The organism is Shinella sp. H4-D48 (genome assembly GCF_022637395.1).
Taxonomy (GTDB): Bacteria; Pseudomonadota; Alphaproteobacteria; order Rhizobiales; family Rhizobiaceae; genus Shinella; species Shinella sedimenti.
In genome coordinates, this window is the sequence record NZ_CP093337.1 from 1,597,574 (window position 1) to 1,619,685 (window position 22,112).

General features: G+C 62.6%; 25 protein-coding genes. 10 read left to right on the plus strand and 15 right to left on the minus strand.

Annotated features, from left to right (window positions below; genetic code table 11):
- Positions 1 to 59: 59 nt before the first annotated feature.
- A complete protein-coding gene (locus MNR02_RS07700) occupies positions 60 to 1,274 on the minus strand; it encodes an NADP-dependent isocitrate dehydrogenase (protein ID WP_241948699.1) in 1,215 nt (404 codons plus the stop codon).
- Positions 1,275 to 1,486: 212 nt separating this feature from the next.
- Between MNR02_RS07700 and MNR02_RS07705 the strand changes: the two genes are divergently transcribed.
- From MNR02_RS07705 to MNR02_RS07740, 8 genes are all read left to right on the plus strand, one after another.
- Positions 1,487 to 2,044, plus strand: coding sequence for a hypothetical protein (locus MNR02_RS07705; RefSeq protein WP_241948700.1), 558 nt, complete (start codon positions 1,487 to 1,489; stop codon positions 2,042 to 2,044).
- A gap of 59 nt (positions 2,045 to 2,103) precedes the next feature.
- A complete protein-coding gene (locus MNR02_RS07710; protein ID WP_241948701.1) occupies positions 2,104 to 2,937 on the plus strand; it encodes an RNA methyltransferase in 834 nt (277 codons plus the stop codon).
- Positions 2,924 to 3,715: a glutamate racemase gene (gene murI / locus MNR02_RS07715; protein ID WP_241948702.1), complete on the plus strand. Its 792-nt coding sequence runs from the start codon at positions 2,924 to 2,926 to the stop codon at positions 3,713 to 3,715. Before MNR02_RS07710 ends, murI begins: the two co-directional genes overlap by 14 nt.
- Positions 3,716 to 3,836: 121 nt before the next feature.
- On the plus strand, positions 3,837 to 5,348 hold the full coding sequence (locus tag MNR02_RS07720; protein WP_241948703.1) for an ATP-binding protein: 1,512 nt from the start codon (positions 3,837 to 3,839) through the stop codon (positions 5,346 to 5,348).
- A 219-nt stretch (positions 5,349 to 5,567) separates the two neighbouring features.
- Complete coding sequence (rpsD, locus tag MNR02_RS07725) at positions 5,568 to 6,185, plus strand: 30S ribosomal protein S4 (RefSeq protein ID WP_241599036.1); 618 nt, start codon at positions 5,568 to 5,570, stop codon at positions 6,183 to 6,185.
- A gap of 75 nt (positions 6,186 to 6,260) precedes the next feature.
- Positions 6,261 to 7,187, plus strand: a complete 927-nt coding sequence (locus tag MNR02_RS07730) for a glutaminase (RefSeq protein ID WP_241948704.1) — start codon at positions 6,261 to 6,263, stop codon at positions 7,185 to 7,187.
- Between the two features lie 31 nt (positions 7,188 to 7,218).
- Entirely contained in the window at positions 7,219 to 8,079 is an 861-nt protein-coding gene (ttcA, locus tag MNR02_RS07735; RefSeq protein WP_241948705.1) for a tRNA 2-thiocytidine(32) synthetase TtcA, read from the plus strand.
- The gene (locus MNR02_RS07740; protein ID WP_241948706.1) at positions 8,076 to 8,897 is read left to right on the plus strand and encodes an inositol monophosphatase; all 822 of its coding nucleotides are present in this window, start codon (positions 8,076 to 8,078) and stop codon (positions 8,895 to 8,897) included. Before ttcA ends, MNR02_RS07740 begins: the two co-directional genes overlap by 4 nt.
- Positions 8,898 to 8,977: 80 nt before the next feature.
- Here MNR02_RS07740 and MNR02_RS07745 read toward each other — a convergent pair whose 3' ends face one another.
- The 7 genes from MNR02_RS07745 to MNR02_RS07775 all read right to left on the minus strand — a co-directional run bounded on the left by MNR02_RS07745 (position 8,978) and on the right by MNR02_RS07775 (position 15,486).
- Entirely contained in the window at positions 8,978 to 10,183 is a 1,206-nt protein-coding gene (locus tag MNR02_RS07745; RefSeq protein WP_241948841.1) for a multidrug effflux MFS transporter, read from the minus strand.
- A gap of 124 nt (positions 10,184 to 10,307) precedes the next feature.
- Positions 10,308 to 10,643 carry a Grx4 family monothiol glutaredoxin gene (grxD, locus tag MNR02_RS07750; RefSeq protein ID WP_241599052.1) on the minus strand — a complete coding sequence of 112 codons (336 nt, stop codon included), beginning with the start codon at positions 10,641 to 10,643 and terminating at the stop codon, positions 10,308 to 10,310.
- A 117-nt stretch (positions 10,644 to 10,760) separates the two neighbouring features.
- Complete coding sequence (locus MNR02_RS07755; RefSeq protein WP_241948707.1) at positions 10,761 to 11,168, minus strand: hypothetical protein; 408 nt, start codon at positions 11,166 to 11,168, stop codon at positions 10,761 to 10,763.
- Positions 11,169 to 11,207: 39 nt separating this feature from the next.
- Complete coding sequence (locus MNR02_RS07760; RefSeq protein WP_241599057.1) at positions 11,208 to 11,471, minus strand: hypothetical protein; 264 nt, start codon at positions 11,469 to 11,471, stop codon at positions 11,208 to 11,210.
- Between the two features lie 5 nt (positions 11,472 to 11,476).
- Positions 11,477 to 11,710, minus strand: a complete 234-nt coding sequence (locus tag MNR02_RS07765) for a BolA/IbaG family iron-sulfur metabolism protein (RefSeq protein WP_117366205.1) — start codon at positions 11,708 to 11,710, stop codon at positions 11,477 to 11,479.
- Between the two features lie 16 nt (positions 11,711 to 11,726).
- The gene (gene purL, locus MNR02_RS07770) at positions 11,727 to 13,964 is read right to left on the minus strand and encodes a phosphoribosylformylglycinamidine synthase subunit PurL (protein ID WP_241948708.1); all 2,238 of its coding nucleotides are present in this window, start codon (positions 13,962 to 13,964) and stop codon (positions 11,727 to 11,729) included.
- 103 nt (positions 13,965 to 14,067) lie between these two features.
- Positions 14,068 to 15,486 carry a PLP-dependent aminotransferase family protein gene (locus tag MNR02_RS07775; protein ID WP_241948709.1) on the minus strand — a complete coding sequence of 473 codons (1,419 nt, stop codon included), beginning with the start codon at positions 15,484 to 15,486 and terminating at the stop codon, positions 14,068 to 14,070.
- Between the two features lie 95 nt (positions 15,487 to 15,581).
- On the opposite strand from MNR02_RS07775, the gene MNR02_RS07780 reads away from it, so the two are divergent.
- Positions 15,582 to 15,797, plus strand: coding sequence for a DUF1127 domain-containing protein (locus MNR02_RS07780; protein WP_241599063.1), 216 nt, complete (start codon positions 15,582 to 15,584; stop codon positions 15,795 to 15,797).
- A gap of 5 nt (positions 15,798 to 15,802) precedes the next feature.
- On the opposite strand, the gene MNR02_RS07785 is transcribed toward MNR02_RS07780, so the two are convergent.
- The 5 genes from MNR02_RS07785 to purC are packed head-to-tail and all read right to left on the minus strand — an operon-like array spanning position 15,803 to position 18,222.
- Positions 15,803 to 16,195, minus strand: a complete 393-nt coding sequence (locus MNR02_RS07785; protein ID WP_241948710.1) for a hypothetical protein — start codon at positions 16,193 to 16,195, stop codon at positions 15,803 to 15,805.
- 47 nt (positions 16,196 to 16,242) lie between these two features.
- A complete protein-coding gene (purQ, locus tag MNR02_RS07790) occupies positions 16,243 to 16,914 on the minus strand; it encodes a phosphoribosylformylglycinamidine synthase subunit PurQ (RefSeq protein ID WP_241599067.1) in 672 nt (223 codons plus the stop codon).
- Positions 16,911 to 17,168, minus strand: coding sequence for a hypothetical protein (locus MNR02_RS07795; RefSeq protein ID WP_241599069.1), 258 nt, complete (start codon positions 17,166 to 17,168; stop codon positions 16,911 to 16,913). The genes purQ and MNR02_RS07795 overlap by 4 nt, the downstream gene beginning before the upstream one ends.
- 19 nt (positions 17,169 to 17,187) lie before the next feature.
- Complete coding sequence (gene purS, locus MNR02_RS07800) at positions 17,188 to 17,430, minus strand: phosphoribosylformylglycinamidine synthase subunit PurS (protein WP_160872458.1); 243 nt, start codon at positions 17,428 to 17,430, stop codon at positions 17,188 to 17,190.
- 27 nt (positions 17,431 to 17,457) lie between these two features.
- The gene (gene purC / locus MNR02_RS07805) at positions 17,458 to 18,222 is read right to left on the minus strand and encodes a phosphoribosylaminoimidazolesuccinocarboxamide synthase (RefSeq protein ID WP_134650796.1); all 765 of its coding nucleotides are present in this window, start codon (positions 18,220 to 18,222) and stop codon (positions 17,458 to 17,460) included.
- Between the two features lie 227 nt (positions 18,223 to 18,449).
- On the opposite strand from purC, the gene MNR02_RS07810 reads away from it, so the two are divergent.
- Positions 18,450 to 18,770: a DUF1476 domain-containing protein gene (locus MNR02_RS07810; protein ID WP_241599071.1), complete on the plus strand. Its 321-nt coding sequence runs from the start codon at positions 18,450 to 18,452 to the stop codon at positions 18,768 to 18,770.
- Between the two features lie 65 nt (positions 18,771 to 18,835).
- Here MNR02_RS07810 and MNR02_RS07815 read toward each other — a convergent pair whose 3' ends face one another.
- Entirely contained in the window at positions 18,836 to 21,424 is a 2,589-nt protein-coding gene (locus tag MNR02_RS07815; RefSeq protein WP_241948711.1) for a bifunctional diguanylate cyclase/phosphodiesterase, read from the minus strand.
- Between the two features lie 73 nt (positions 21,425 to 21,497).
- Positions 21,498 to 22,052: an alpha/beta hydrolase gene (locus MNR02_RS07820; RefSeq protein WP_241948712.1), complete on the minus strand. Its 555-nt coding sequence runs from the start codon at positions 22,050 to 22,052 to the stop codon at positions 21,498 to 21,500.
- Between the last annotated feature and the right edge of the window lie 60 nt (positions 22,053 to 22,112).

The window sequence follows — 22,112 nt, forward strand, 5'->3', positions numbered from 1 at the left end:
GCCCGCCAACAAAAAAGCCCGGCGCGATGGCCGGGCTTTTTCATGCATATAAAATCCGATCAGGCAGCCATGGCCCTGCGGAGATTCTCGTCGATCTTGTCGAGGAAGCCGGTGGTGGAGAGCCACGGCTGGTCGGGACCGATGAGCAGCGCCAGGTCCTTCGTCATGAAACCGGCTTCGACGGTTTCGACGCAAACCTTTTCCAGCGTTTCGGAGAACTTTGCCAGTTCCGCATTGCCGTCGAGCTTGGCGCGGTGGGCGAGGCCACGCGTCCAGGCGAAGATCGAGGCGATCGAGTTGGTCGAGGTTTCCTCGCCCTTCTGGTGCTGGCGGTAGTGACGGGTCACCGTGCCGTGGGCGGCTTCGGCTTCGACCGTCTTGCCATCCGGCGTCATCAGGACCGAGGTCATCAGGCCGAGCGAGCCGAAGCCCTGGGCCACGATGTCGGACTGCACGTCGCCGTCGTAGTTCTTGCACGCCCAGACGTAGCCGCCGGACCACTTGAGCGCCGAAGCGACCATGTCGTCGATCAGGCGATGCTCGTACCAGAGCTTGGCTTCCTTGAACTTCTCGGCGAATTCGGCGTCGAAGACCTGCTGGAAGATATCCTTGAAGCGGCCGTCATAGACCTTGAGGATGGTGTTCTTGGTCGAAAGATAGACCGGCACCTTGCGCTGCAGGCCGTAGTTGAACGACGCGCGGGCGAATTCGGTGATCGAATCGTCGAGGTTGTACATGCCCATGGCGACACCGGCCGAGGGGGCGTCGAACACGTCGTATTCGATTTCCTTGCCGTCCTCGCCGACGAACTTCATCGTCAGCTTGCCCTTGCCCGGAAACTTGAAATCGGTGGCGCGGTACTGGTCGCCGAACGCATGGCGGCCGACGATGATCGGCTTGGTCCAGCCAGGAACCAGACGCGGCACGTTCTTGGCGATGATCGGCTCGCGGAAGATAACGCCGCCGAGGATGTTGCGGATCGTGCCGTTCGGCGACTTCCACATCTTCTTCAGCTTGAATTCCTCGACACGGGCCTCATCCGGCGTGATGGTGGCGCACTTGACGCCGACGCCGTGCTTCTTGATGGCGTTTGCGGCATCGATCGTCACCTGGTCGTCGGTGGCGTCGCGGTTTTCCATGCCGAGATCGTAGTATTCAAGGTCGATGTCCAGGTAGGGATGGATCAGCTTGTCCTTGATGAACTGCCAGATGATGCGCGTCATCTCGTCGCCATCGAGTTCGACGACGGGATTGGCGACCTTGATCTTTGCCATGGGGAGCCTCGTGCTTGTAGGGGCAGAACGCCCCGGATCGTGGACTTTAAAGAACCGAGTGGCCCTATAGCACTCACGGCCGGGAAGGCAAAGGCGGCACGGGCCGAGGCGGTTTATTTTCCTTGCGGGGAGGAATAAGTTTCGCCCGAATTCCGTTTCAGAAGAGTCGCGGGCATGCGTCCTTGCCGTGCCGCCACCCAATGGAGAATGTGATGTCGCGCCTCGGTCTCATCGCCCTTGCCGTCCTGATCCCGATTTCCGCCCATGCCGCCGCCTTCAAGGCGCCCGTCGAGGAGCTCATGGCGGCCACTGCCAGCAACTGGAAAGAGATGAAGGAGGACACCGAGACCGCGCCCGACTACATCGACTATTTCAACGAGGATTTCCTGAAGCGGATCTATAGCAAGGATCTCGTTGCCAAATACCGGGAAGCGGCAAAGTACCCGGCCTATGACGACGGCGGTTCGCCCTTCGGCTACGATCCCATCGTCAGCGGCCAGGACGGCTGTTCGCTGAAGGACCTGACGATCACCGAGGGTACGCCGAAAGACGGCACGGACGACGTGACCGTGACCTTCGACAACACCCATTGTTTCCCCGAGCGCGATCCCTCGCAGGCCAAGACGACGCTGGTTTTCAAGGTGATCGAGGAGGACGGGCGGCCGGTCATCGACGAGATGGTGCGCGAAGGCGAGGACGAATCGACCCTCAAGGAAGAGCTGGGCGAACTGGCACGCTATGGTGCGGAAGCGGCCGCCGGCGGCCAGTAACGCTTTTCATTTCCGGTCAATTGTGCGACTGAGGCCCGGTTTTTCTAGGGATATAGGGCATGGCAGGCACGAACAGCGAACGGACGCTGATCGCCGAAGGACCGGCGATCATTCTCGTTCATCCGCAACTGGGCGAGAATATCGGCATGGTGGCGCGCGCCATGGCGAATTTCGGGCTTGCCGAACTGCGCCTGGTCAATCCGCGCGACGGCTGGCCGAGCGAGAAGGCGATTTCCGCCGCCAGCAAGGCCGATCACGTCATCGCGGCCGCCACCGTCTTCCCGTCACTGGAGGCGGCGATTGCCGACCTTGAATTCGTCTATGCGACGACGGCGCGCGACCGCTACGGCTACAAGGAAGTGCGCTCGCCCGTCGTGGCGTCCGATGATCTGCGCACGCGCTTCAGGGCAGGGCAGAAGACCGGCATCCTCTTCGGGCGCGAGCGTACGGGCCTCACGAACGAGGAGATTGCGCTCGCCGACGAACTCGTGACCTTCCCGGTCAATCCGGCCTTCGCATCGCTCAATCTCGCCCAGGCAGTGCTTCTGATGAGCTATGAGTGGATGAAGAGCGGCCTTTCGTCCGTCGAAGTGACGCCGTTCAGCGCGCTGCCGCAGCGTCCGGCGCAAAAGGAGGAACTCCAGGGCCTGTTCGATCACGTCGAGGAAACGCTGGATGCGCGCGGCTACTTCCGGCCTTCCGAAAAAAAGCCCAAACTGGTGGAGAACCTGCGCGCCATTCTGACGCGTCCTTCCTTCACCGGCACGGAGATCCAGGTGCTGCGCGGCGTAATCTCCTGCCTGGACCGCTTCACCCGCGAATCACCGCGCGGCGCGGCCAATCCGAACCGAACCCGCAACCGCCGGCCCAAGGTGCCTCGTGACAGCGACTAGCCCGAAACCGATCCTGATGTTCGACAGCGGCATCGGCGGCCTGACGGTGCTGCGCGAGGCGCGCGTGCTGATGCCGGAGCGGCATTTCACCTATGTGGCTGACGATGCGGGCTTTCCCTATGGCGGCTGGGAAGAGCCGGCGCTCAAGGCGCATATCGTAGACCTCTTCGGAAAGCTGCTGCACGAGCACGATCCGGAAATCTGCGTCATCGCCTGCAACACCGCCTTCACGCTCGTCGGCGCGGATTTGCGCGCCTCGTTCCCGCACATGCAGTTCGTCGGCACCGTGCCGGCCATCAAGCCGGCGGCCGAGCGCACCCGCTCGGGCCATGTTTCGGTGCTTGCCACGCCCGGCACGGTCAAGCGCGCTTATACCCGCGACCTGATCCAGTCCTTCGCCACGCAATGCGACGTGCGTCTCGTCGGCTCGGAAAATCTTGCCCGAATGGCCGAGGCCTATATCCGGGGCGAGACCCTGTCGGACGAGACGGTGCGCGCGGAAATCATTCCCTGCTTCGTGGACGAGATGGGCCGCAAGACGGATATCGTCGTGCTGGCCTGCACGCACTACCCCTTCATGGCGAACCTCTTCCGGAAGCTGGCGCCCTGGCCGGTGGATTGGCTCGATCCGGCCGAAGCCATCGCTCGGCAGGCCCGCCGCCTCGTGCCGCCGCTTGAAACGCTGGCACCGGGTGAGGACATCGCCATCTTCACTTCCGGCAATCCCGATTTTTCCACCCGCCGCCTGATGCAGGGTTTCGGCCTGCGCGTGGTGTGACGCGGCTTTCCCTGTGGGTTTTTCAAAAGCCGTAGGTAGACGGGTGGGCATTTCGTGTTAGGGCTTGCCGGTTGCCCGGTGGCGGCCGGGCGAATCGCAGATTTCAGAAACGAGGAACGGGATGAAGGTCGGCATCGACATGGGAACGGTGCAGGGCGGCGCACCGGCCAAGCTCGATATCGAGGAACTCTTGGCGACGCGCCTGCTGGTGCAGGGCAATTCGGGATCGGGCAAGTCGCATCTTCTGCGCCGCCTGCTCGAACAATCCGCGCAATGGGTTCAGCAGGTTATCATCGATCCCGAGGGTGATTTCGTCACGCTTTCCGACCGATTCGGCCATGTGGTCGTAGACGGGCAGCGCACCGAGGCCGAGCTTGTCGGCATCGCCACCCGTATCCGCCAGCACCGCGTGTCCTGCGTGCTCTCTCTCGAAGGCCTGGAGGCCGACGAGCAGATGCGTGCCGCCGGCATCTTCCTGAATGCGATGTTCGATGCTGACCGGGACTACTGGTATCCGGTGCTCGTGGTGGTCGACGAGGCACAGCTCTTTGCGCCCGCGGTCAGCGGGGAAGTCTCCGAAGAAGCCCGGAAACTCTCGCTCGGCGCGATGACGAACCTGATGTGCCGCGGTCGTAAGCGCGGTCTTGCCGGCGTTATCGCCACGCAGCGTCTCGCGAAGCTTGCCAAGAATGTTGCGGCGGAGGCCTCCAACTTCCTGATGGGCCGTACCTTCCTCGATATCGACATGGCGCGTGCCGCCGATCTGCTTGGCCTCGATCGCCGCCAGGCGGAAATGTTTCGCGACCTGCCGCGCGGCTCCTTCGTGGCGCTCGGGCCGGCGTTGTCGCGCCGCCCGTTGCCGGTGACCATCGGCGCCGTGGAGACCTCCGCACGCTCGACCAGCCCCAAGCTGATGCCCCTGCCGGATGCGCCGCAGGATGTGGAAGATCTTATCTTCACGCCCGACCCCGACGAATTTTCCCGCCCGCTGGTGCGCCGCGCGCCGCCGGCGCCGCGTCCGACCACCGATATTCTGGCCGAACTCTCCCGCGCACGCCCAGAGCCGGTCCAGACCGAAACCAAGGCACCGGCGCCGGAAATCTCTCCTGAGGAGCGCGAAAGCCTGCTCGATCAGGCGCTGGCCGAAATCCTCGGCAATCCGGAAGCGGCATTCCGCGCAGATGCCGAGCTTTTCCAGGACTTTCTCGTGCGCTGCCGCATCCGTCGCGTGCCCGGCGCGCCGCTGTCGCTGCCGGCCTTCCGCCGCAAGATGGCCGTCGCGCGCTCCGGCGTCGATGCCGAAACGGCCGCAACAGAGGTATGGGGCAGGGCGCTCGACCTGTCGCGCAACGTCACGGAAGACCTTCAGGGCGTGTTCCTGCTCATCGCGCAGGCCGCCGTGCGCGGCCTTGCCTGCCCCTCGGATGCGCGCATTGCACGCGCCTATGGCACGCATTCGGCGCGCCGGGCGCGCCGCCTTCTCGGTTACTTCGAGGAGCAGGGGCTGGTCGTGGTGCACAGCGATCTCGCCGGCCACCGCATCGTCGCCTTCCCGGATCTCGGCTGCGAAACGCTGCCGGGCGATGCCAACGGGCCGGACCTTGCCGATTCCCACCGCGATGCGGCGGAATAGGCCGATTTTCGGGGCTTGCTCGTTGACAGTTTTGTAAAACTCCCCTAATGACCCCGCCAGCGCCGGGCAGAAATGTCCGGTGTTTCATTTGACATGTCCCGTGGATTCTCCGGTCGCGATCGTGAGAAGCCTGTCGGAACCCAAAAGGTTCAGAGGAGGGCGTGTTTCCTTCAGCCGGTCCGGCAACGGGCAGGCAATAACAAGACCAGAGGAAATGCGATGAGCAAGCGCGCTGCATCCAAGTACAAAATCGACCGCCGCATGGGCGAAAACATCTGGGGCCGTCCGAAGTCCCCGGTCAACCGCCGCGAATACGGCCCGGGCCAGCACGGCCAGCGCCGCAAGTCCAAGCTTTCGGACTTCGGTGTTCAGCTCCGCGCCAAGCAGAAGCTGAAGGGCTACTATGGCGATATCCGCGAGAAGCAGTTCCGCGCGATCTTCGCCGAAGCCGAACGCCGCAAGGGCGACACCCCGGAAAACCTGATCGGCCTGCTCGAATCGCGCCTCGACGCGATCGTCTACCGCGCCAAGTTCGTTCCGACGGTCTTCGCTGCCCGTCAGTTCGTGAACCACGGCCACGTCAAGGTCAACGGCGTCCGCGTCAACATCGGTTCCTACCGTTGCAAGCCGGGCGACGTCATCGAAGTCAAGGAAAAGTCCAAGCAGCTCGTCACGGTTCTCGAATCCGTTTCGCTGGCTGAACGCGACGTTCCTGATTACATCGAAGTCGATCACAACAAGATGGTCGCGACCTTCGTTCGCGTTCCGGTTCTCTCCGACGTGCCCTACGCCGTCGTCATGGAACCCCACCTGGTTGTCGAATTCTACTCGCGTTAATCGCGAACGGCACCTTGCCAAATCCGGAAAAGCCGCCAAGAGATTGGCGGCTTTTTCTTTGGGGGACAGTGCACGATGGATCTGCAGGCCATCCTTGACGATATCCATGACAGCCTGTCGCCACGGCGCGGCGAGGGCAGGGTCGCCGATTACATTCCCCAGCTTGCCCATGTCGATCCGAAGAAGTTCGGCATTGCGGTCGTCACGGTCGACGGGGCCGTGCATCTTGCCGGCGATGCGCAGGAGCCGTTTTCCATCCAGAGCATCTCCAAGGTCTTCACGCTGACGCTGGCGCTCGGTAAGCATGGCGAGGCGATCTGGAAGCGCGTCGGCCGGGAACCTTCGGGATCCGCGTTCAACTCCATTGTCCAGCTGGAATATGAAGGCGGCATTCCGCGCAATCCCTTCATCAATGCTGGCGCCATCGCCATCACCGATCTCGTGCTGGCCGGCCATACGCCAAAGGAGGCGATCGGTGAGGTCGTGCGCTTCATGCGCTACCTCGCTGACGAGGAAGACATCATCGTCGATCAGGATGTGGCGCGCTCCGAGCAGGCGACGGGGTTTCGCAATTTCGCGCTCGCCAATTTCCTGCGCTCCTTTGGCAAGCTCGATCATGCAGCCGAACTGGTGCTCGGTGTCTACTTCCACCAGTGCGCTCTGGCCATGAGCTGCCGCCAGCTGGCGCGGGCGGGGCTGTTCCTCGCCAATAGCGGCGTCAATCCGCTGACCGGCCACCGCGTGGTATCGCACCTCCGGGCGCGGCGCATCAATGCGATGATGCTGACCTGTGGTCACTATGACGGCTCCGGCGACTTCGCCTACCGCGTCGGCCTGCCGGGCAAGAGCGGTGTGGGCGGCGGTATCCTGGCCGTCGCGCCGGGAAAGGCGTCGGTCGCCGTCTGGTCTCCCGGTCTCAACGACAACGGCAATTCGCTTCTCGGGTCGCTGGCACTCGAAATGCTGGCGGCGCGAACCGGGTGGTCCATCTTCGGGGCTTGATTGTGCGGGCGGTTCGGGGCATTGCAGGCGCATGACCCTCGCACTCGCCGAAACCGAAGACGACGCCCCGGACGAAGGCCGCCATCCGCTCTTTTCGAATGCGCCGTCCAGCGTGTCCTTCAACAAGCTGCGCAAGCGCCTGCTGCGTCAGGTGCGGCAGGCGATGGACGATTTTGCCATGCTTAAAGGCCAGAAACGCTGGCTTATCGGCCTTTCCGGCGGCAAGGACAGCTATGGCCTGCTGGCGCTCCTGATGGATCTGCAATGGCGCGGCCTGCTGCCGGTCGAGCTGATCGCCTGCAACCTCGATCAGGGCCAGCCGAATTTTCCCAAACAAATCCTGCCGGAATACCTGAAGTCCATCGGCGTTGCGCATCGCATCGAATATCGTGACACCTATTCGATCGTGAAGGAAAAGGTGCCGTCCGGGGCGACCTATTGCTCGCTGTGCTCGCGACTGCGCCGCGGCAACCTTTATCGCATCGCCCGCGAGGAGGGCTGCGACGCGCTGGTGCTCGGGCATCATCGGGAGGACATTCTCGAGACCTTCTTCATGAATTTCTTCCATGGCGGCCGGTTGGCGACCATGCCGCCGAAGCTCATCAATGACGAGGGTGACCTCATGGTGCTGCGCCCGCTCGCCTATGCGGCGGAGGACGACCTGGCGAAGTTTGCGGCCGCCATGCAGTTTCCGATCATTCCCTGTGACCTCTGCGGCTCGCAGGACGGCCTCCAGCGCAATGCGATGAAAGCGATGCTTTCCGATATCGAAACGCGTATGCCGGGCCGCAAGGAAGCGATGCTGCGTGCGCTCGGCCATACCAATCCCTCCCATCTGCTCGATCCGAAGCTCTTCGATTTCTCCTCCCTCGAAACGGTAAGACAAGAATGACGACCATTGATATCAATGCCCTCGCGCTCGTGCTTGCACAGGCGGCCGAAGCCGAAATCCGTCCGCGTTTCCGCGCGCTCGCAAAAGGCGACGTACACACCAAGGCGGATGCGAACGACCTCGTGACCATTGCCGACGAGGCGGCAGAGCGCTTTATCAAGCGCGAGGTCGAGGCGCAGTTTCCGGGTGCGCTGTTCGTCGGCGAGGAATCGGTTGCGGCCGATCCGGCGCTGCTGCCGAAGCTTGCCGAGGCCGATCTTGCCATCGTGGTCGATCCGATCGACGGCACGTTCAACTTCGCGGCCGGCGTTCCGATGTTCGGCGTGATGGCGGCCATCGTCTCCGGTGGCCAGACCGTCGGCGGCATCATCTACGACCCGATGGGCGACGATTTCGTCATGGCGGAGAAGGGTGGCGGCGCCTGGCAGACCGGCGGCCACCGGCCGGCCGTCAAGCTCAAGGCCCGCGGCGCAGCGCCGCTGGAAGAGATGACGGGCATGGCCTCGACGAGTTTCTTCGATCGCGAGCGGCGCGCCCGCGTGCTGTCCAATCTTGCCAAGGTCGCTTTCGTTTCGAACTATCGCTGCGCGGCGCACGAATATCGCACCTTCGCCGGCGGGCACCTGCACTACCTGATGTACAACAAGCTGATGCCCTGGGATCACCTGGCCGGCACGCTGATCGCGCAGGAAGCCGGCGCTTATGCCGCGCGCTTCGACGGCAAGCCCTATGAGCCGCACCATGTCGGTGGTGGCCTGCTGGTCGCGCCGGACAGGGACAGCTGGGAACTGCTGCGCCGCGAAGTCTTCGTCGACTGAGCTGTTTTCAGGCAGAATGAAAAAAGGCCCGGTGGCTTTCGCCACCGGGCCTTTCCTGTTCGTGAACTTTTCGCTTGTCGTCAGGTTGCCGGATTGTGCGGCTGGAAGAGCTTGCCGCGTTCCGCGATCAGCACGAAGACCAGGCCGATCACGGAAAGCGAGAAGAATCCCAGCACGAGCGGCAGGGCGGTTCCGTTGAACGACTGGCCGATGACGGCGCCCACCACCGTGCCGCCGGCCGTGCCCATGAAGCCGAGCACGGAGGAGGCGGTGCCGGCGACATGGCCGAGCGGTTCCATCGCCAGCGAGTTGAAGTTCGAGCCGATCCAGCCGAACTGGAACATCGAGATCGCAAACAGCGTGATGAACAGCGCAAAGGGCAGGTGGGTCGGCCAGAGCAGCGTCAGCACCAGCCACAGTGCATTCACACCGAGGAAGCCGAGGAGCGCGCCGTGTGACAGGCGACGCATGCCGAAGCGACCGACGAGGCGGGCATTGACGAAGGACGAGAGCGCCATGAAGGCCGCGACCGCCGCAAAGGCCACCGGGAACCAGACGCCGAGTTCGTAGATGCCGACATAGATCTGCTGCGCTGAGTTGATGAAGCCGAAGAGCGCCCCGAAGATGAAGGTGCTCGCCAAGGTGTAACAGAGCGCTACGCGATCGGTCAGCACGATGCGGAAACCTTCAAGCACCGAGCGCACCGTGAAGGGGCGCACATCGTTTTCATGCAGCGTTTCCGGCAGGCGGAAATACATCCACGCCCAGACGGCCGCTGCCATCACGGCCATGAAGACGAAGATCAGGTGCCAGTCACCGAAGATCATCACCACTTGGCCGATGCCGGGCGCCATGACAGGTACGACCATGAACACCATCATGATCAGCGACATGACCTCGGCCATCGCGCGGCCGCCGAAGATGTCGCGCACGATGGACACGGTGATGACGCGCATGGCCGCCGAGCCGATGCCCTGCACGAAACGCAGCACGAGAAGGGCGGTGAAGCTCGGAACGAGGATCGCGGCAAGGGACGACACGACATAGATCGCAAGGCCCACGAACATGGGGATGCGCCGGCCGAAACGGTCGGAGACCGGACCGTACAGCAGCTGCGCGAAGGCAAAGCCGATCAGATAGGCCGAGATGACATATTGCCGATGGTTTTCGCTCTCGACACCGAGGCTCGCACCGATCTCCTGCAGACCCGGCAGCATGATGTCGATGGCAAGCGCGTTCAGCGCCATCAGCAGCGCCATGAGCGCGATGAATTCTATCTTGCCCATGCCTTTCAGGCGCTGGGCGGCGTCGGGGGAAAGTCCGGACATATCAATTCATTCCAAAAATGAGAGAAGGCGCCGCTGGGATGCGGCGCCTTTGCAATATCGGCAGTCTGAAGACCGCATACCGTCAGGCAGCACCCTTGATCGCAACACCCTGTTCCTGAAGGTGGGACTGCAATTCGCCCGCCTGGAACATCTCGCGCACGATGTCGCAACCGCCAAGGAACTCACCCTTCACATAGAGCTGGGGAATGGTCGGCCAGTTGGAATAGTCCTTGATGCCCTGGCGGATATCGGCGTCGGCAAGCACGTTGATGGCCTTGTAGTCAACACCGACGTAATCGAGCACCTGCACGACCTGGCCGGAGAACCCACATTGCGGGAATTCCGGGGTGCCCTTCATGAAGAGCACGACGTCGTTGGTCTTGACTTCGTTGTCGATGAAATCGTGGATGCCGCTCATTTCCGTATTCCCTAGCAGATCGGCTTCAAGGGCCGATGGGATGAACCATGGGCCCTAGATAACAACCTCGTGTGACAATTGCCAGAAGTAGCATGCAAAAAATGCTTGCTGTGCTTTTCAGGCAGACGCGCCGGTGCGGCGATAGGCGATCAGCCAGTATGCGAGGCCACCGGCCAGACCGCCTGCAAGAATCATGAAAACAAAGGTGTCGTACAGCAGCGAACGATCGAAGAAGACAAGCGACAGCGGACCGTCGATGCCGCCGGCAATCACGAAGAACAGCCATGCTCTCATCTGGAGAACACGCGCAAGGACGACCGCGACGATGAAGCCCGGAAGGGCGCAGCCGAACGTGTAGGCAAGACCGACGAGGAAAATCTGAAACAGGCCGTCGCTCGCGCCCGCCCAGAAGTAAAGCAGAAAAATCACCACGGTTGTCGCGGTCAGAACGGCGGCGATATAACCGAGGGCAACAAGAAGAAAGCTGGGTTGCCCGCTTGCGGCCAACCTGTTGTCTGCGGTCACGTACTGACGTCCTTCTTTGCAGAGCGGCGCAAGCCGCGTCTAGCTGCTGCGCTGGCTGCTGCGGCTTGCGGCCGTGCGACGACGGCTCACCTGCTTGCGCGGTCGCTTGGCCGGCTTCTTTGCCGGTTTCAGGGCGGCTTCGATGATGTCGCCGAGCAGCCCGCCGGACGCCTTCTTGCGCGTCGTCGTCTTGCGGCGCGTGCGCTTGGTCGTCGTGGCCTTGCGCACGCCAGTCTTCTTCAGCACCTCCTTGAGGGCTGCATCGATAACGCCGCTGACGAGTTCGTTGAGAAGGCCGGCCATCGGTGTCAGTCCGGAATGGAGGTCTGGAGGGCAAGGGCGTGCAGAACGCCGCCCATATTGCCCTTCAGCGCGTCATAGACCATCTGGTGCTGCTGCACGCGGGTCTTGCCGCGGAAGGCTTCCGCGACGACCTCGGCAGCATAATGGTCGCCGTCGCCGGCAAGATCGCGGATGACCACCTTCGCTCCCGGAATGCCGGATTTGATGAGGTCTTCGATATCGCCCGGTGACATGGCCATGAAAATGCTCCCTTATTTATTCCGCGGCGGCAGCGGCGGTGCCGTTGCCATCCATGAAGTCAGGGAACCACGATTCATGGGTGTTGCGCAATTGCTCAATCGACAGCGACAGCAGACCATCCACGGCAAGCGCATCGCCACCCACGGTGCCGAGGCGGCGGAACGGGATGCCTGCGCCTTCCGCGCTGGCGCAGATGAAGTTTGCGAGGTCGGCAGGAACCGCGATCACGTATCGGGCCTGGTCTTCGCCGAACAGAACGGCGTGTGCGGGGGCATTGGCACCCGAAATTTCCACCTTGGCGCCCTTGCCGGAGGCCATGACCATTTCGGCAAGCGCGATGACGAGGCCGCCGGAGGAAATGTCGTGGCAGGCGGTGACCTGGCCGTTGCGGATGGCCGAGCGCACGAAATCGCCGTTGCGGCGTTCGGCGTGCAGGTCCACTTCGGGGGGCGGGCCGTCGATCCGGCCGACGACATCGCGCAGATAGACGGACTGGCCGAGATGGCTGCCGTCCGTGCCGATGAGAATCAGCTGGTCGCCGTCCTTAGCGCCGCCGATCTTGGCCATGACCGACCAGTCGGGCAGCAGGCCGACGCCGGCAATGGTGGGGGTCGGCAGGATCGCGATGCCGTTCGTTTCGTTGTAAAGCGAGACGTTGCCGGAAACGATCGGGAAGTCGAGCGCGCGGCAGGCCTCGCCGATGCCTTCGATGGCCTTGACGAACTGGCCCATGATCTCCGGCTTTTCCGGGTTGCCGAAATTCAGATTGTCGGTGGAGGCGAGCGGCTCGGCGCCGGTCGCCGTGATGTTGCGCCAGCATTCGGCGACGGCCTGCTTGCCGCCTTCGAACGGATCGGCCTCGACGTAGCGCGGGGTGACGTCTGAGGAGAAGGCGAGCGCCTTGCTGGCGTGGCCTTCGACGCGCACCACGCCGGCGTCGCCGCCGGGGATCTGCAGCGAATTGCCCTGGATGAGCGTGTCGTACTGCTCGTAGACCCAGCGGCGGCTCGACTGGTTGGGCGAGCCGACCAGCTTGAGCACAGCCTCGCCGTAGTTTTCCGGTTCAGCGACGAGGTTTGCCGGCAGCGGTGCGGGCTTGCCCGGCTCGCGCCACGGGCGGTCGTATTCCGGGGCCTGGTCGCCGAGGTCCTTGATCGGCAGGTTTGCGACTTCCTCGCCCTGGTGCAGGATGCGGAAGCGCAGGTCGTCGGTCGTGTGGCCGACGATGGCGAAGGCCAGACCCCACTTGACGAAGATCGCCTTGGCGACCTCTTCCTTTGCGGGCTCCAGGACCATGAGCATGCGCTCCTGGCTTTCCGAGAGCATCATCTCGTAGGCGGTCATCTGCTCTTCGCGGACCGGAACCAGATCGAGGTTCAGCTCGATACCGAGGTCGCCCTTGGCGCCCATTTCCACGGCCGAGCAGGTAAGGCCGGCCGCACCCATGTCCTGAATGGCGATGACGGCGCCGGTCTGCATCAGTTCGAGGCAGGCTTCCAGCAGGCACTTTTCGGTGAAGGGGTCGCCGACCTGCACGGTCGGGCGCTTCTCTTCGATCGTTTCGTCGAATTCGGCCGATGCCATGGTCGCGCCGCCCACGCCGTCACGGCCCGTCTTGGCACCGAGATAGACGACCGGCAGGCCGACGCCCTTGGCTTCCGACAGGAAGATGGCGTTGGACTTGGCAAGGCCGGCGGCAAAGGCGTTGACGAGGATGTTGCCGTTATAGCGCGGGTCGAATTCGACCTCGCCGCCGACGGTCGGCACGCCGAAGGAATTGCCGTAACCGCCCACACCGGCGACGACGCCGGAAACCAGGTGGCGAGTCTTCGGGTGATCCGGCTCGCCGAAACGCAGCGCGTTCATGGCCGCGATCGGTCGCGCACCCATGGTGAAGACGTCGCGCAGGATGCCGCCGACGCCGGTCGCCGCACCCTGATAGGGCTCGATATAGGACGGGTGGTTGTGGCTCTCCATCTTGAAGACGACGCAGTCGCCGTCATCGATGTCGACCACGCCCGCATTCTCGCCGGGGCCCTGCAGGACACGCGGACCCTTGGTCGGCAGCGTGCGCAGCCAGCGCTTGGAGGATTTGTACGAGCAGTGCTCGTTCCACATGGCGGAGAAGATGCCGAGCTCGGTGAAGGTGGGTTCGCGGCCGATCAGCGAAAGGATGCGGTCGTATTCGTCCGGCTTCAGCCCGTGGGCGGCAATCAGCTCCGGAGTGATCGGGCGGGTGTTCGAAATGGTCATCGTCGCTCGTCTTGTCGTGGAGGGCAGGATTGCGGTCTCTTTACCGCATGCCGCCGTGCAGCGCGACAGGAAAATGACCGGGAATCACAGGCGGGCGCGGCTTTCAGGCCGGGCTGTCATAGCCGCTTGGTCCCGAAGTGATGAGTCTGCGCAGCCTTGTGAGGCCGGCAACCACATCCTGCCGGTTTTCCGGCGAGGAAATGCCGATCCGCACACGGTGGAAGGTCTTTTCGGAGCGACCCGCCTTGAACTCGTCCTCGTCGTCGATGAGCACGTCCTCGGCGAAGGCAGCCTGCCGGAAGGTGCCTGAAAGCCAGGGATCTGGCAGCTTGAGCCAGACAAAAGGCACGCGCGGATGCGAGTTGAATTCGAGGCCGGCGAAAATCTCGCGGACCAGTGCCTCGCGCGCCATCACCTCGTCGGAAACCTGCGTGCGGATGGCTTCCGCGGTGCCTGATAGCACCAGCCGTGCGGCAAGTTCGGCGAGCAGGAACGGCAGGCCGCCGCTCACCATCTTGTGGGCGATGCGCACGCGCTGGGCGAGATGCGGCGGGCAGGCGATCCAACCGCCGCGCACACCTGCGGCGACGCTCTTTGAAAGTCCGCCAACGAGGAACGTGCGATCCGGCGCAAGCTCGGCGATAAGGGGCAGGCCGTTTTCGGTCGACCCGCCATAGAGATTGTCCTCCACGAGAAAGACATTGTGCCGCTTGGCAATGGCGGCAATCGCTCGCCGCCGGTCTTCCGGCATGGTGGCGAGCGTCGGGTTCTGCGCCGACGACATGAGAAAGGCGAGCTTGGGATGCTGCTGGACGCAGACCCGTTCGAAGTCATCGGGGAGCACGCCGTCGGCATCGGAATCCACCAGCACGCTCTGACGGCCGATCAGCGCCGTGCCGCGGCTCACCTGCGAATAGGTGACGTGTTCGAAGACGATGCGGTCCCCCGGTGCGGTGATGACCGAAACGGCAGCGATGACGGCGGCGTGGGCGCCAAGCGTGGGAACGATGCTGTCATGGCCCGGTTGCCAGTCGCCGCGCTGCAACCAGCGCCGCCCCGCCTCCAGCCAGTCGGCCGGGAAACTGCGTGTATAGCTCGCGATCTCGCTCGGCTGATCCCGGCAGATCGCTGCAACGATATCCGTGATCGCCAGGGACTGACCGACATTGGTCGCCGCCGTCGTGTCGAAGCGCAGCTTGCCGGGTGGTGCGCTGGACGCGCGAGTGCCGTTGAGGCGCGCGCTGACCGTATCGACCACGGCCGGGCTGTCGTTGTCGCCCGACCCTAGCACATAGGTTCCGCGTCCAACCTCGCCGCTGACGAGACCGCGTTCGCGCACCATCGCATAGGCGCGGCTGACGGTGCCGATGGTGACGCCGATGTCATAGGCGAGATTGCGCTGCGGCGGCAGCTTGCTGCCGGCGGGAAGGGCACCGATGCCGATCGCCTGTTCGATCTGGTCGGCAATGCGGACATAGAGCGGGCCATCGGTGGCCTGGAGATTGGGCAGCCAATTTGTCATGGTGCCAATTCATATGTTGCACCACTGATGGAGTCAATTATTTCCTGAATGCGCCAATTGTCACATTCCTTGTGAGAATTTCAGGAGATTAGACGATGACAATCGATGCAATTCAATCGGAAGCCGCCACGGTGCCTGAGTTCCCGGTGCGCTCGTTATTGGTGCGGATATCGCTTGCCTTGCGGAACTGGGCCATGAAGCGCCGCACGCGCTATGCGCTCCTCGAACTCACGGATACACAGCTCGAGGATATCGGCATCTCGCGCAGCGAGGCGCGGCGGGAAGTCGCAAAATCGTTCTACTGGAACTGAGGGGCTCAGCAGCCCTTGCCGCCGGCCGCCCAACGCCTGACGTCGGTTGCAATGCGGGCGCCAACCGGCTCGCTCATCAGCGGACCGAATGCGTCGAGCTTCGCGGGATTGCCTTCAGCCTGCACGACGAGCAGTGGACGCGATTCCGGCGAATTGCGGTGGACGACAAGAATGCGCGGCCGGCCAGAGAAGGAATTCAGTTCGGGCGCAAGGCTATAGGCCTTGAAGGCCGGATCACCCGATTTGAACCAGCAGGCATTGGCGCCGAGCGCGACGCGCTCCATCGTCGGCAGGGCCGCGCCGTTCGGCTTCGGCGCCGGCGTCTTCGTCTGGCATCCGGCCAGAGCCGCAGCGAGGGCGAGCGGCAGGATGAGCTTTGCGGACGGAACAGGGCGCATGGGATGCCTTTCGGAAGCGAACATGCGCCTTTGATAGCAAGGACCGGTTAAGCAGCGATTACGTCGAGGACCGATGCGAAGAGTGCGCGACCGTCCGAGCCGCCATGGGCGGCCTCGATGAGGTTCTCCGGATGCGGCATCAAACCGAGCACGTTGCCCTTGGCATTCATCACGCCGGCAATGTCGTTGATGGAGCCGTTCGGATTGGTACCGTCTGCATAGCGGAAGACGACCTGGCCGTTGCCTTCGATGGTCGAGAGCGTCTCGGCATCGGCGAAATAGTTGCCGTCATGGTGAGCGACCGGGCAGCGTATGATCTGGCCCTTGTCATAGGCGCGGGTGAAATCCGTTTCGGCATTCACCACTTCCAGCTTCACCTCGCGGCAGACGAATTTCAGCGAGGCATTGCGCATCAGCGCGCCCGGCAGGAGGCCCGCTTCGAGCAGGATCTGGAAGCCGTTGCAGACGCCGAGAACCTTTACGCCGGCCTCGGCCTTTGCCTTGATTGCCTGCATGACGGGCATGCGCGCGGCAATGGCACCGCAGCGCAGGTAATCACCATAGGAGAAGCCGCCGGGGATGACGATCAGGTCGACATCCGGCAGGTCCGTTTCGGTCTGCCAGACGGTGACGGGCGCGACGCCCGAAATCTTGGTCAGCGCCGCGATCATGTCGCGGTCACGGTTAAGGCCGGGGAGCTGGACGACGGCGGACTTCATGGGTGTGGTTCAAACCTTGCCTGGGCCTCGGCGAGTTCACGCAATTCGAGGCGGTTTTCGATACGGTCGAGACGTGTCAACACCTGAGCCATGCTGCTGTGTAGGTTGTTGACGTCCCCTTGCATGACATGCATGTGATTTCGCAGGCTCACGATATCCTGCCGCATATCCCGCTGTCCGTCCTTAAGCGTGGTAAGGTCAGACTGGATACGCTTCATGAGCTCGAACATTAACTCCTGCGAAATATCCGTCATTGCTTCGTCCCTTCAACCGTCAGGCGAGGGCGATAGTATAGTTCTCGATTACCGTGTTGGCCAGCAGCTTCTCGCACATGGCCTTGAGATCGGCCTCAGCCTTCGCGCGGTCGGCGGTCTCAAGCTCGAGGTCGAAGACCTTGCCCTGGCGGACCTGGCCGACGCCGTCGAAACCGAGGCTGCCGAGGGCGCCTTCAATCGCCTTGCCCTGCGGGTCGAGAACACCGTTCTTCAGCGTAACCGTTACGCGTGCCTTGATCATGTCTATCGTTCCATCCTTGGGAGCGTGTTATTTCACCAGAACGGGGCCGGTGCCGCGCACGGGTTCGTTCTCATTGATGACGCCGAGGCGGCGGGCAACTTCCTGGTAAGCTTCCAGAAGTCCGCCCATGTCGCGGCGAAAACGGTCCTTGTCCATCTTTTCCTGGGTCGCGATGTCCCAGAGACGGCAGCTGTCGGGCGAAATCTCGTCGGCGATGATTATGCGCATCATGTCGCCTTCGTAGAGACGGCCGCATTCGATCTTGAAATCGACGAGCTGGATGCCGACGCCGAGGAAAAGACCGGACAGGAAGTCGTTGACGCGGATGGCGAGCGCCATGATGTCGTCGAGTTCCTGCGGGCTCGCCCAGCCGAAGGCCGTGATGTGTTCCTCGGAGACCATCGGATCTTCGAGCGCGTCGGCCTTGAAATAGAATTCGATGATCGAGCGCGGCAGCACGGTGCCTTCCTCGATGCCGAGGCGCTTGGACAGCGATCCGGCGGCGACGTTGCGCACGACAACCTCGAGCGGGATGATCTCGACTTCCTTGATCAGCTGCTCGCGCATGTTGAGGCGGCGGATGAAATGGGTCGGAATGCCCATCTTGTTCAGCTGCGTGAAGAGATATTCGCAGATCCGGTTGTTCAGTACGCCCTTGCCGTCGATGACGTCATGCTTCTTCTTGTTGAAGGCGGTGGCGTCGTCCTTGAAAAACTGGATCAGTGTGCCCGGCTCGGGACCCTCATAAAGAATCTTGCCCTTGCCCTCGTAGATACGGCGGCGACGGTTCATGGTTTTTATCTCGGTTGTTGGCGCTCTTGGGCTGCGCGGGTGTCGTTCGTTTGCGCTCCCATAAACGAAATGCCGCAGTTTAACAATCGGCGTTCCGCCCGATCCCCCGATTTCCGGCGTTTCGGTGAAGTTACGGCGGGACAAAAGTTCGCATTGCACTTTTCCCGGCGTTTTGATTTATGGGCTTGGAAGCCCAAACGGGGCAAAAGAATCGACGGGAGTAATCTATGGCCAGCATCAACGATCGGGAAAAGGCCTTCGAAGCCAAGTTTGCGCTGGATGAGGAGCTTCGCTTCAAGGCGGAAGCACGCCGCAACAAGCTGCTCGGCCTCTGGGCTGCCGGCCTGCTGGGCAAGAGCGGCGAGGCGGCCGACGCCTATGCCAAGGAAGTGGTGGCTGCGGACTTCGAAGAAGCCGGCCACGAGGATGTCGTGCGCAAGGTAAAGGCCGATTTCGACGCCGCCGGCGTTGCTCGCACCGAAGACGACATCCGCCTTCAGATGGTCGAGCTTCTCGCCGTCGCCGTGTCTCAGATCGAAGCCGGCTGAGCGACACACACTGCAAAGAGTATTCGAAAGCCGTCGTGCCTTTCGCCCGGCGGCTTTTTTGTGGCCTAGCTGATGGTCGTGCGACGGTTGCTGTCCTGAGGGTCGCGGATGCCGCCCGGCACCTTGCGCCATTCCTGCTGCTGGACGAAGTCGGGGATCGCTTCAGCCGGCATGGGGCGCGCCAGCGCATAACCTTGCAGACTGTCGCAGCCGAGATCGCGCATGATGGCGACATGGGCAGGTGTTTCGACACCCTCCGCAATCACCTCGATATCCAGCGAGCGGCCGATCTCGATGATCGTGCCAACAAGCTTGCGCTGCGCGGGCGATCGGCTGACGGGTTTGACGAGCTGCCGGTCGATCTTGAGACGGCGCGGCCTCAGCTTCATCAGGCTGACGATGGAGGCATGGCCCGTGCCGAAATCGTCGATTTCGATATCGATGCCGAGATTGCGGATTTCCGCGAGATTTTCCAGAACGACATGGTCGCAATCATCCAGGAAGATCGATTCAAGCAACTCGAAGGACAGCGATTTCGGCGCAATATCCAGCGTGCGAAGCGACCTTCCGAGCTCGGGATCGTGCAGACGCTTGGACGACACATTGACCGAGATCTGGTCGATACTGATGCCGAGCCGCCGCCATTCCGCGAAGTCGGCAAGGGACTTTTCCAGTACGATACGATCGATCATCGCCACGCAGTCCAGATCTTCCGCGATCTTCAGGAAGGTGTCCGGGGCCAGGATACCACGCGTCGGGTGGTTCCAGCGCGCCAGCGTTTCCACGCCGACAATGTCGAGCGTGCGGGCGCAGAATTTCGGCTGGTAATAGGGCAGGAAGCGACCCTGTTCGACACTCGAGAGAATGTCGTCGGCCGTCTGCTTGTTGGTGATGATCTGCGCCTGAAAATCGCTGGTGAAGAATTCGTGCCGGCTTCTGCCGCGGTTCTTCGCCCGGTAGAGCGCGAGGTCGGCATTGATAAGCAATTGGCGCGCATCGATCGCCGTGCCCGATTGGCTTGCAATGCCCACACTGGCGCCGAACCGGCAGATATGCCCGTTGAAGGTGACGGGCTTGCGCATGGCCGTGACGATCGCCTCGGCGAGTGACGCGAGGTTGCGTCCGGCCGGCCCCGCCGAAAGGAAGACGAATTCGTCCCCGCCGATGCGGGCGACGAAGTCCGTGGCGGATTTGAGCTCGGCCAGTACGCTGGCGGCGTGAACCAGCATCCTGTCGCCGGCGTCGTGGCCGAGCGTGTCATTGATCTCCTTGAAGCGGTCCAGATCGATGTGAAGGACAGCCAGACGACTGCCGTTCTGTTCCGCGCGACGGGCCGCCTCCTCAATCTCCCTATCGAGATACCGCCGGTTCGGCAGTCCCGTCAGGTGGTCATGCAGGGACGTGTATTCTATACGTGCGCGTGCGACCTCCAGCGCCTCGTTGCGCGCCTCCGCAAGGTCTTTCGCGTGTTTCAGTTCCTCCTGAAGCTGGACATCCTCGGTCACATCCCAGTTCGCGCCGATGAGCCGCGGCACGCCGGCCATGTCCGTGTAAGGGGCGGCGCGGCCGCGCAGATGCCGGATCTCCCCGTCGCCCCTGATGATGCGGAATGCATTGGCGAAATCCGCATTGTTCGCTAGCCCGTCAGCGACCTTCTTTTCCGCCAGATGCCTGTCGTCCGGATGCAGTGATCGCTCCCAGCTGCCGATATCCGGTTTCTCCCGCAGATCGTACATCTCGATCATGCGGTCGTCCCAGTTCACCTCATTGCTCCTGAGATTGACCTCGAACACGCCAACGCGCGAGACGTCGAGTGCCAATTCCAGGCGGCGCGACATTTGCGACAGCCGCTCTTCTGCTTCCTTGCGATCGGTGATGTCGGTGTCGGTGCCGGCGATGCGGCTCGGCTTGCCGTCCGGTCCATATTCCACCACGGCACCGCGGCTTTCTATCCAGACCCAGTGACCATGTTTGTGCCGTTCGCGGTAGCAGAAGACGCTGAATGACGCCTCGCCGCTTTCCTGTCGGGCGATGGCCGCAAGCACATGCTCTCGATCGTCGGGATGCACGTTGCCGATCCATTCGTCGAGCGCGGAATCGTAGGTCTCGTGCGGCTGCCGGCCGCGTATCGTGCACCATTGTCGGGAGTAGAAGCGCTGGTCGCGCGCAAAATCGTGATCCCAAACGCCCTGGCCGGCGGATTCGAGCGCGTGGTTCCAGCGGCTCTCGCGCTCGGCGAGCTCCAGCGCATTGCGCTTGCGCTCATCCACATCGAGGAACTGCACGATCATGTCAGGCGCAAGATCGTCTTCGGGAAGGGCGGGCGGCTCGATGAAGGAGGCAAGTACCCAGAACTCATCGCCGCCAGGGCGTTGCAGGCGGATTTCCCACGGTGCCTGCTCGGTCAGTTCCTGGCGTGTGGCGAAGGGCAGGATGGCGCGGTGGGCTGGGGAGATGCAGACATCGAAGGCCGGCAGTTCTTCAATGGACGATATACCGAAGGCACGCAGCAGAGCGTCATTGGCGTCGATGACACGCCGCTCTGTGTCGAGCGCGGCAAATGCGAAACTGGAACGCGCGAAAAGCCGGCGATAAAACGGAATGTGATCCGTTTTTCGCACGGCCTCGTGGGGCGAACCGGATGGTTTGGCCATAAAATGCGCCTGTTTTCAACTCAAGGGCGCAAGCTTGGCGGATTTCTATGAATTTCCTCTTAATGAGGGCTTGCTAAGCTTTCAGCTTGCTCAGGAACTGCGCGAAGACCATCGTTCCCTCCGGCCAGGGACCGTGGCCGGACTGTGCGTTGATGTGTCCCGCTTCGCCGGCATCGAGGACTAGGGATCCCCAGGCGGCGGCGATGTCGTCGGCGTGTTCATAGGTGCCGAAGGGATCGTTGCGGCTTGCCACGACGATGGAGGGAAATGGCAGCGGATCGCGCGGGTAGGGCCCGAACGTCATGAAGTGCTTGGGGCGGATATCGGGATTGGCGACATCCGGCGGTGCGACAAAGAACGCGCCAGCGACCTTGTTCTTGAAATGCGGCGCGGCATGGACGGCTGCCGTCACGCCGAGCGAGTGACCAACGAGCACGACGGGTTTGGTTGCCACGGCAACTTCTTCCACCACACGCTGAACCCAGTCCTCGCGCACCGGCTTTGCCCACTCCGCCTGTTCGACACGGCGCGCCGTCGAGAGCTTGTTCTCCCAGCGGCTCTGCCAGTGGTCGGGGCCCGAATTGGTATAGCCGGGGACGATGAGTATTTCTGCTTCCGAAACTTTCATGGGCGCGGATGTGCTGTCGGTGCGTGCGAAATTCAAGGGGGCGGCGATGGCACGTGCGGC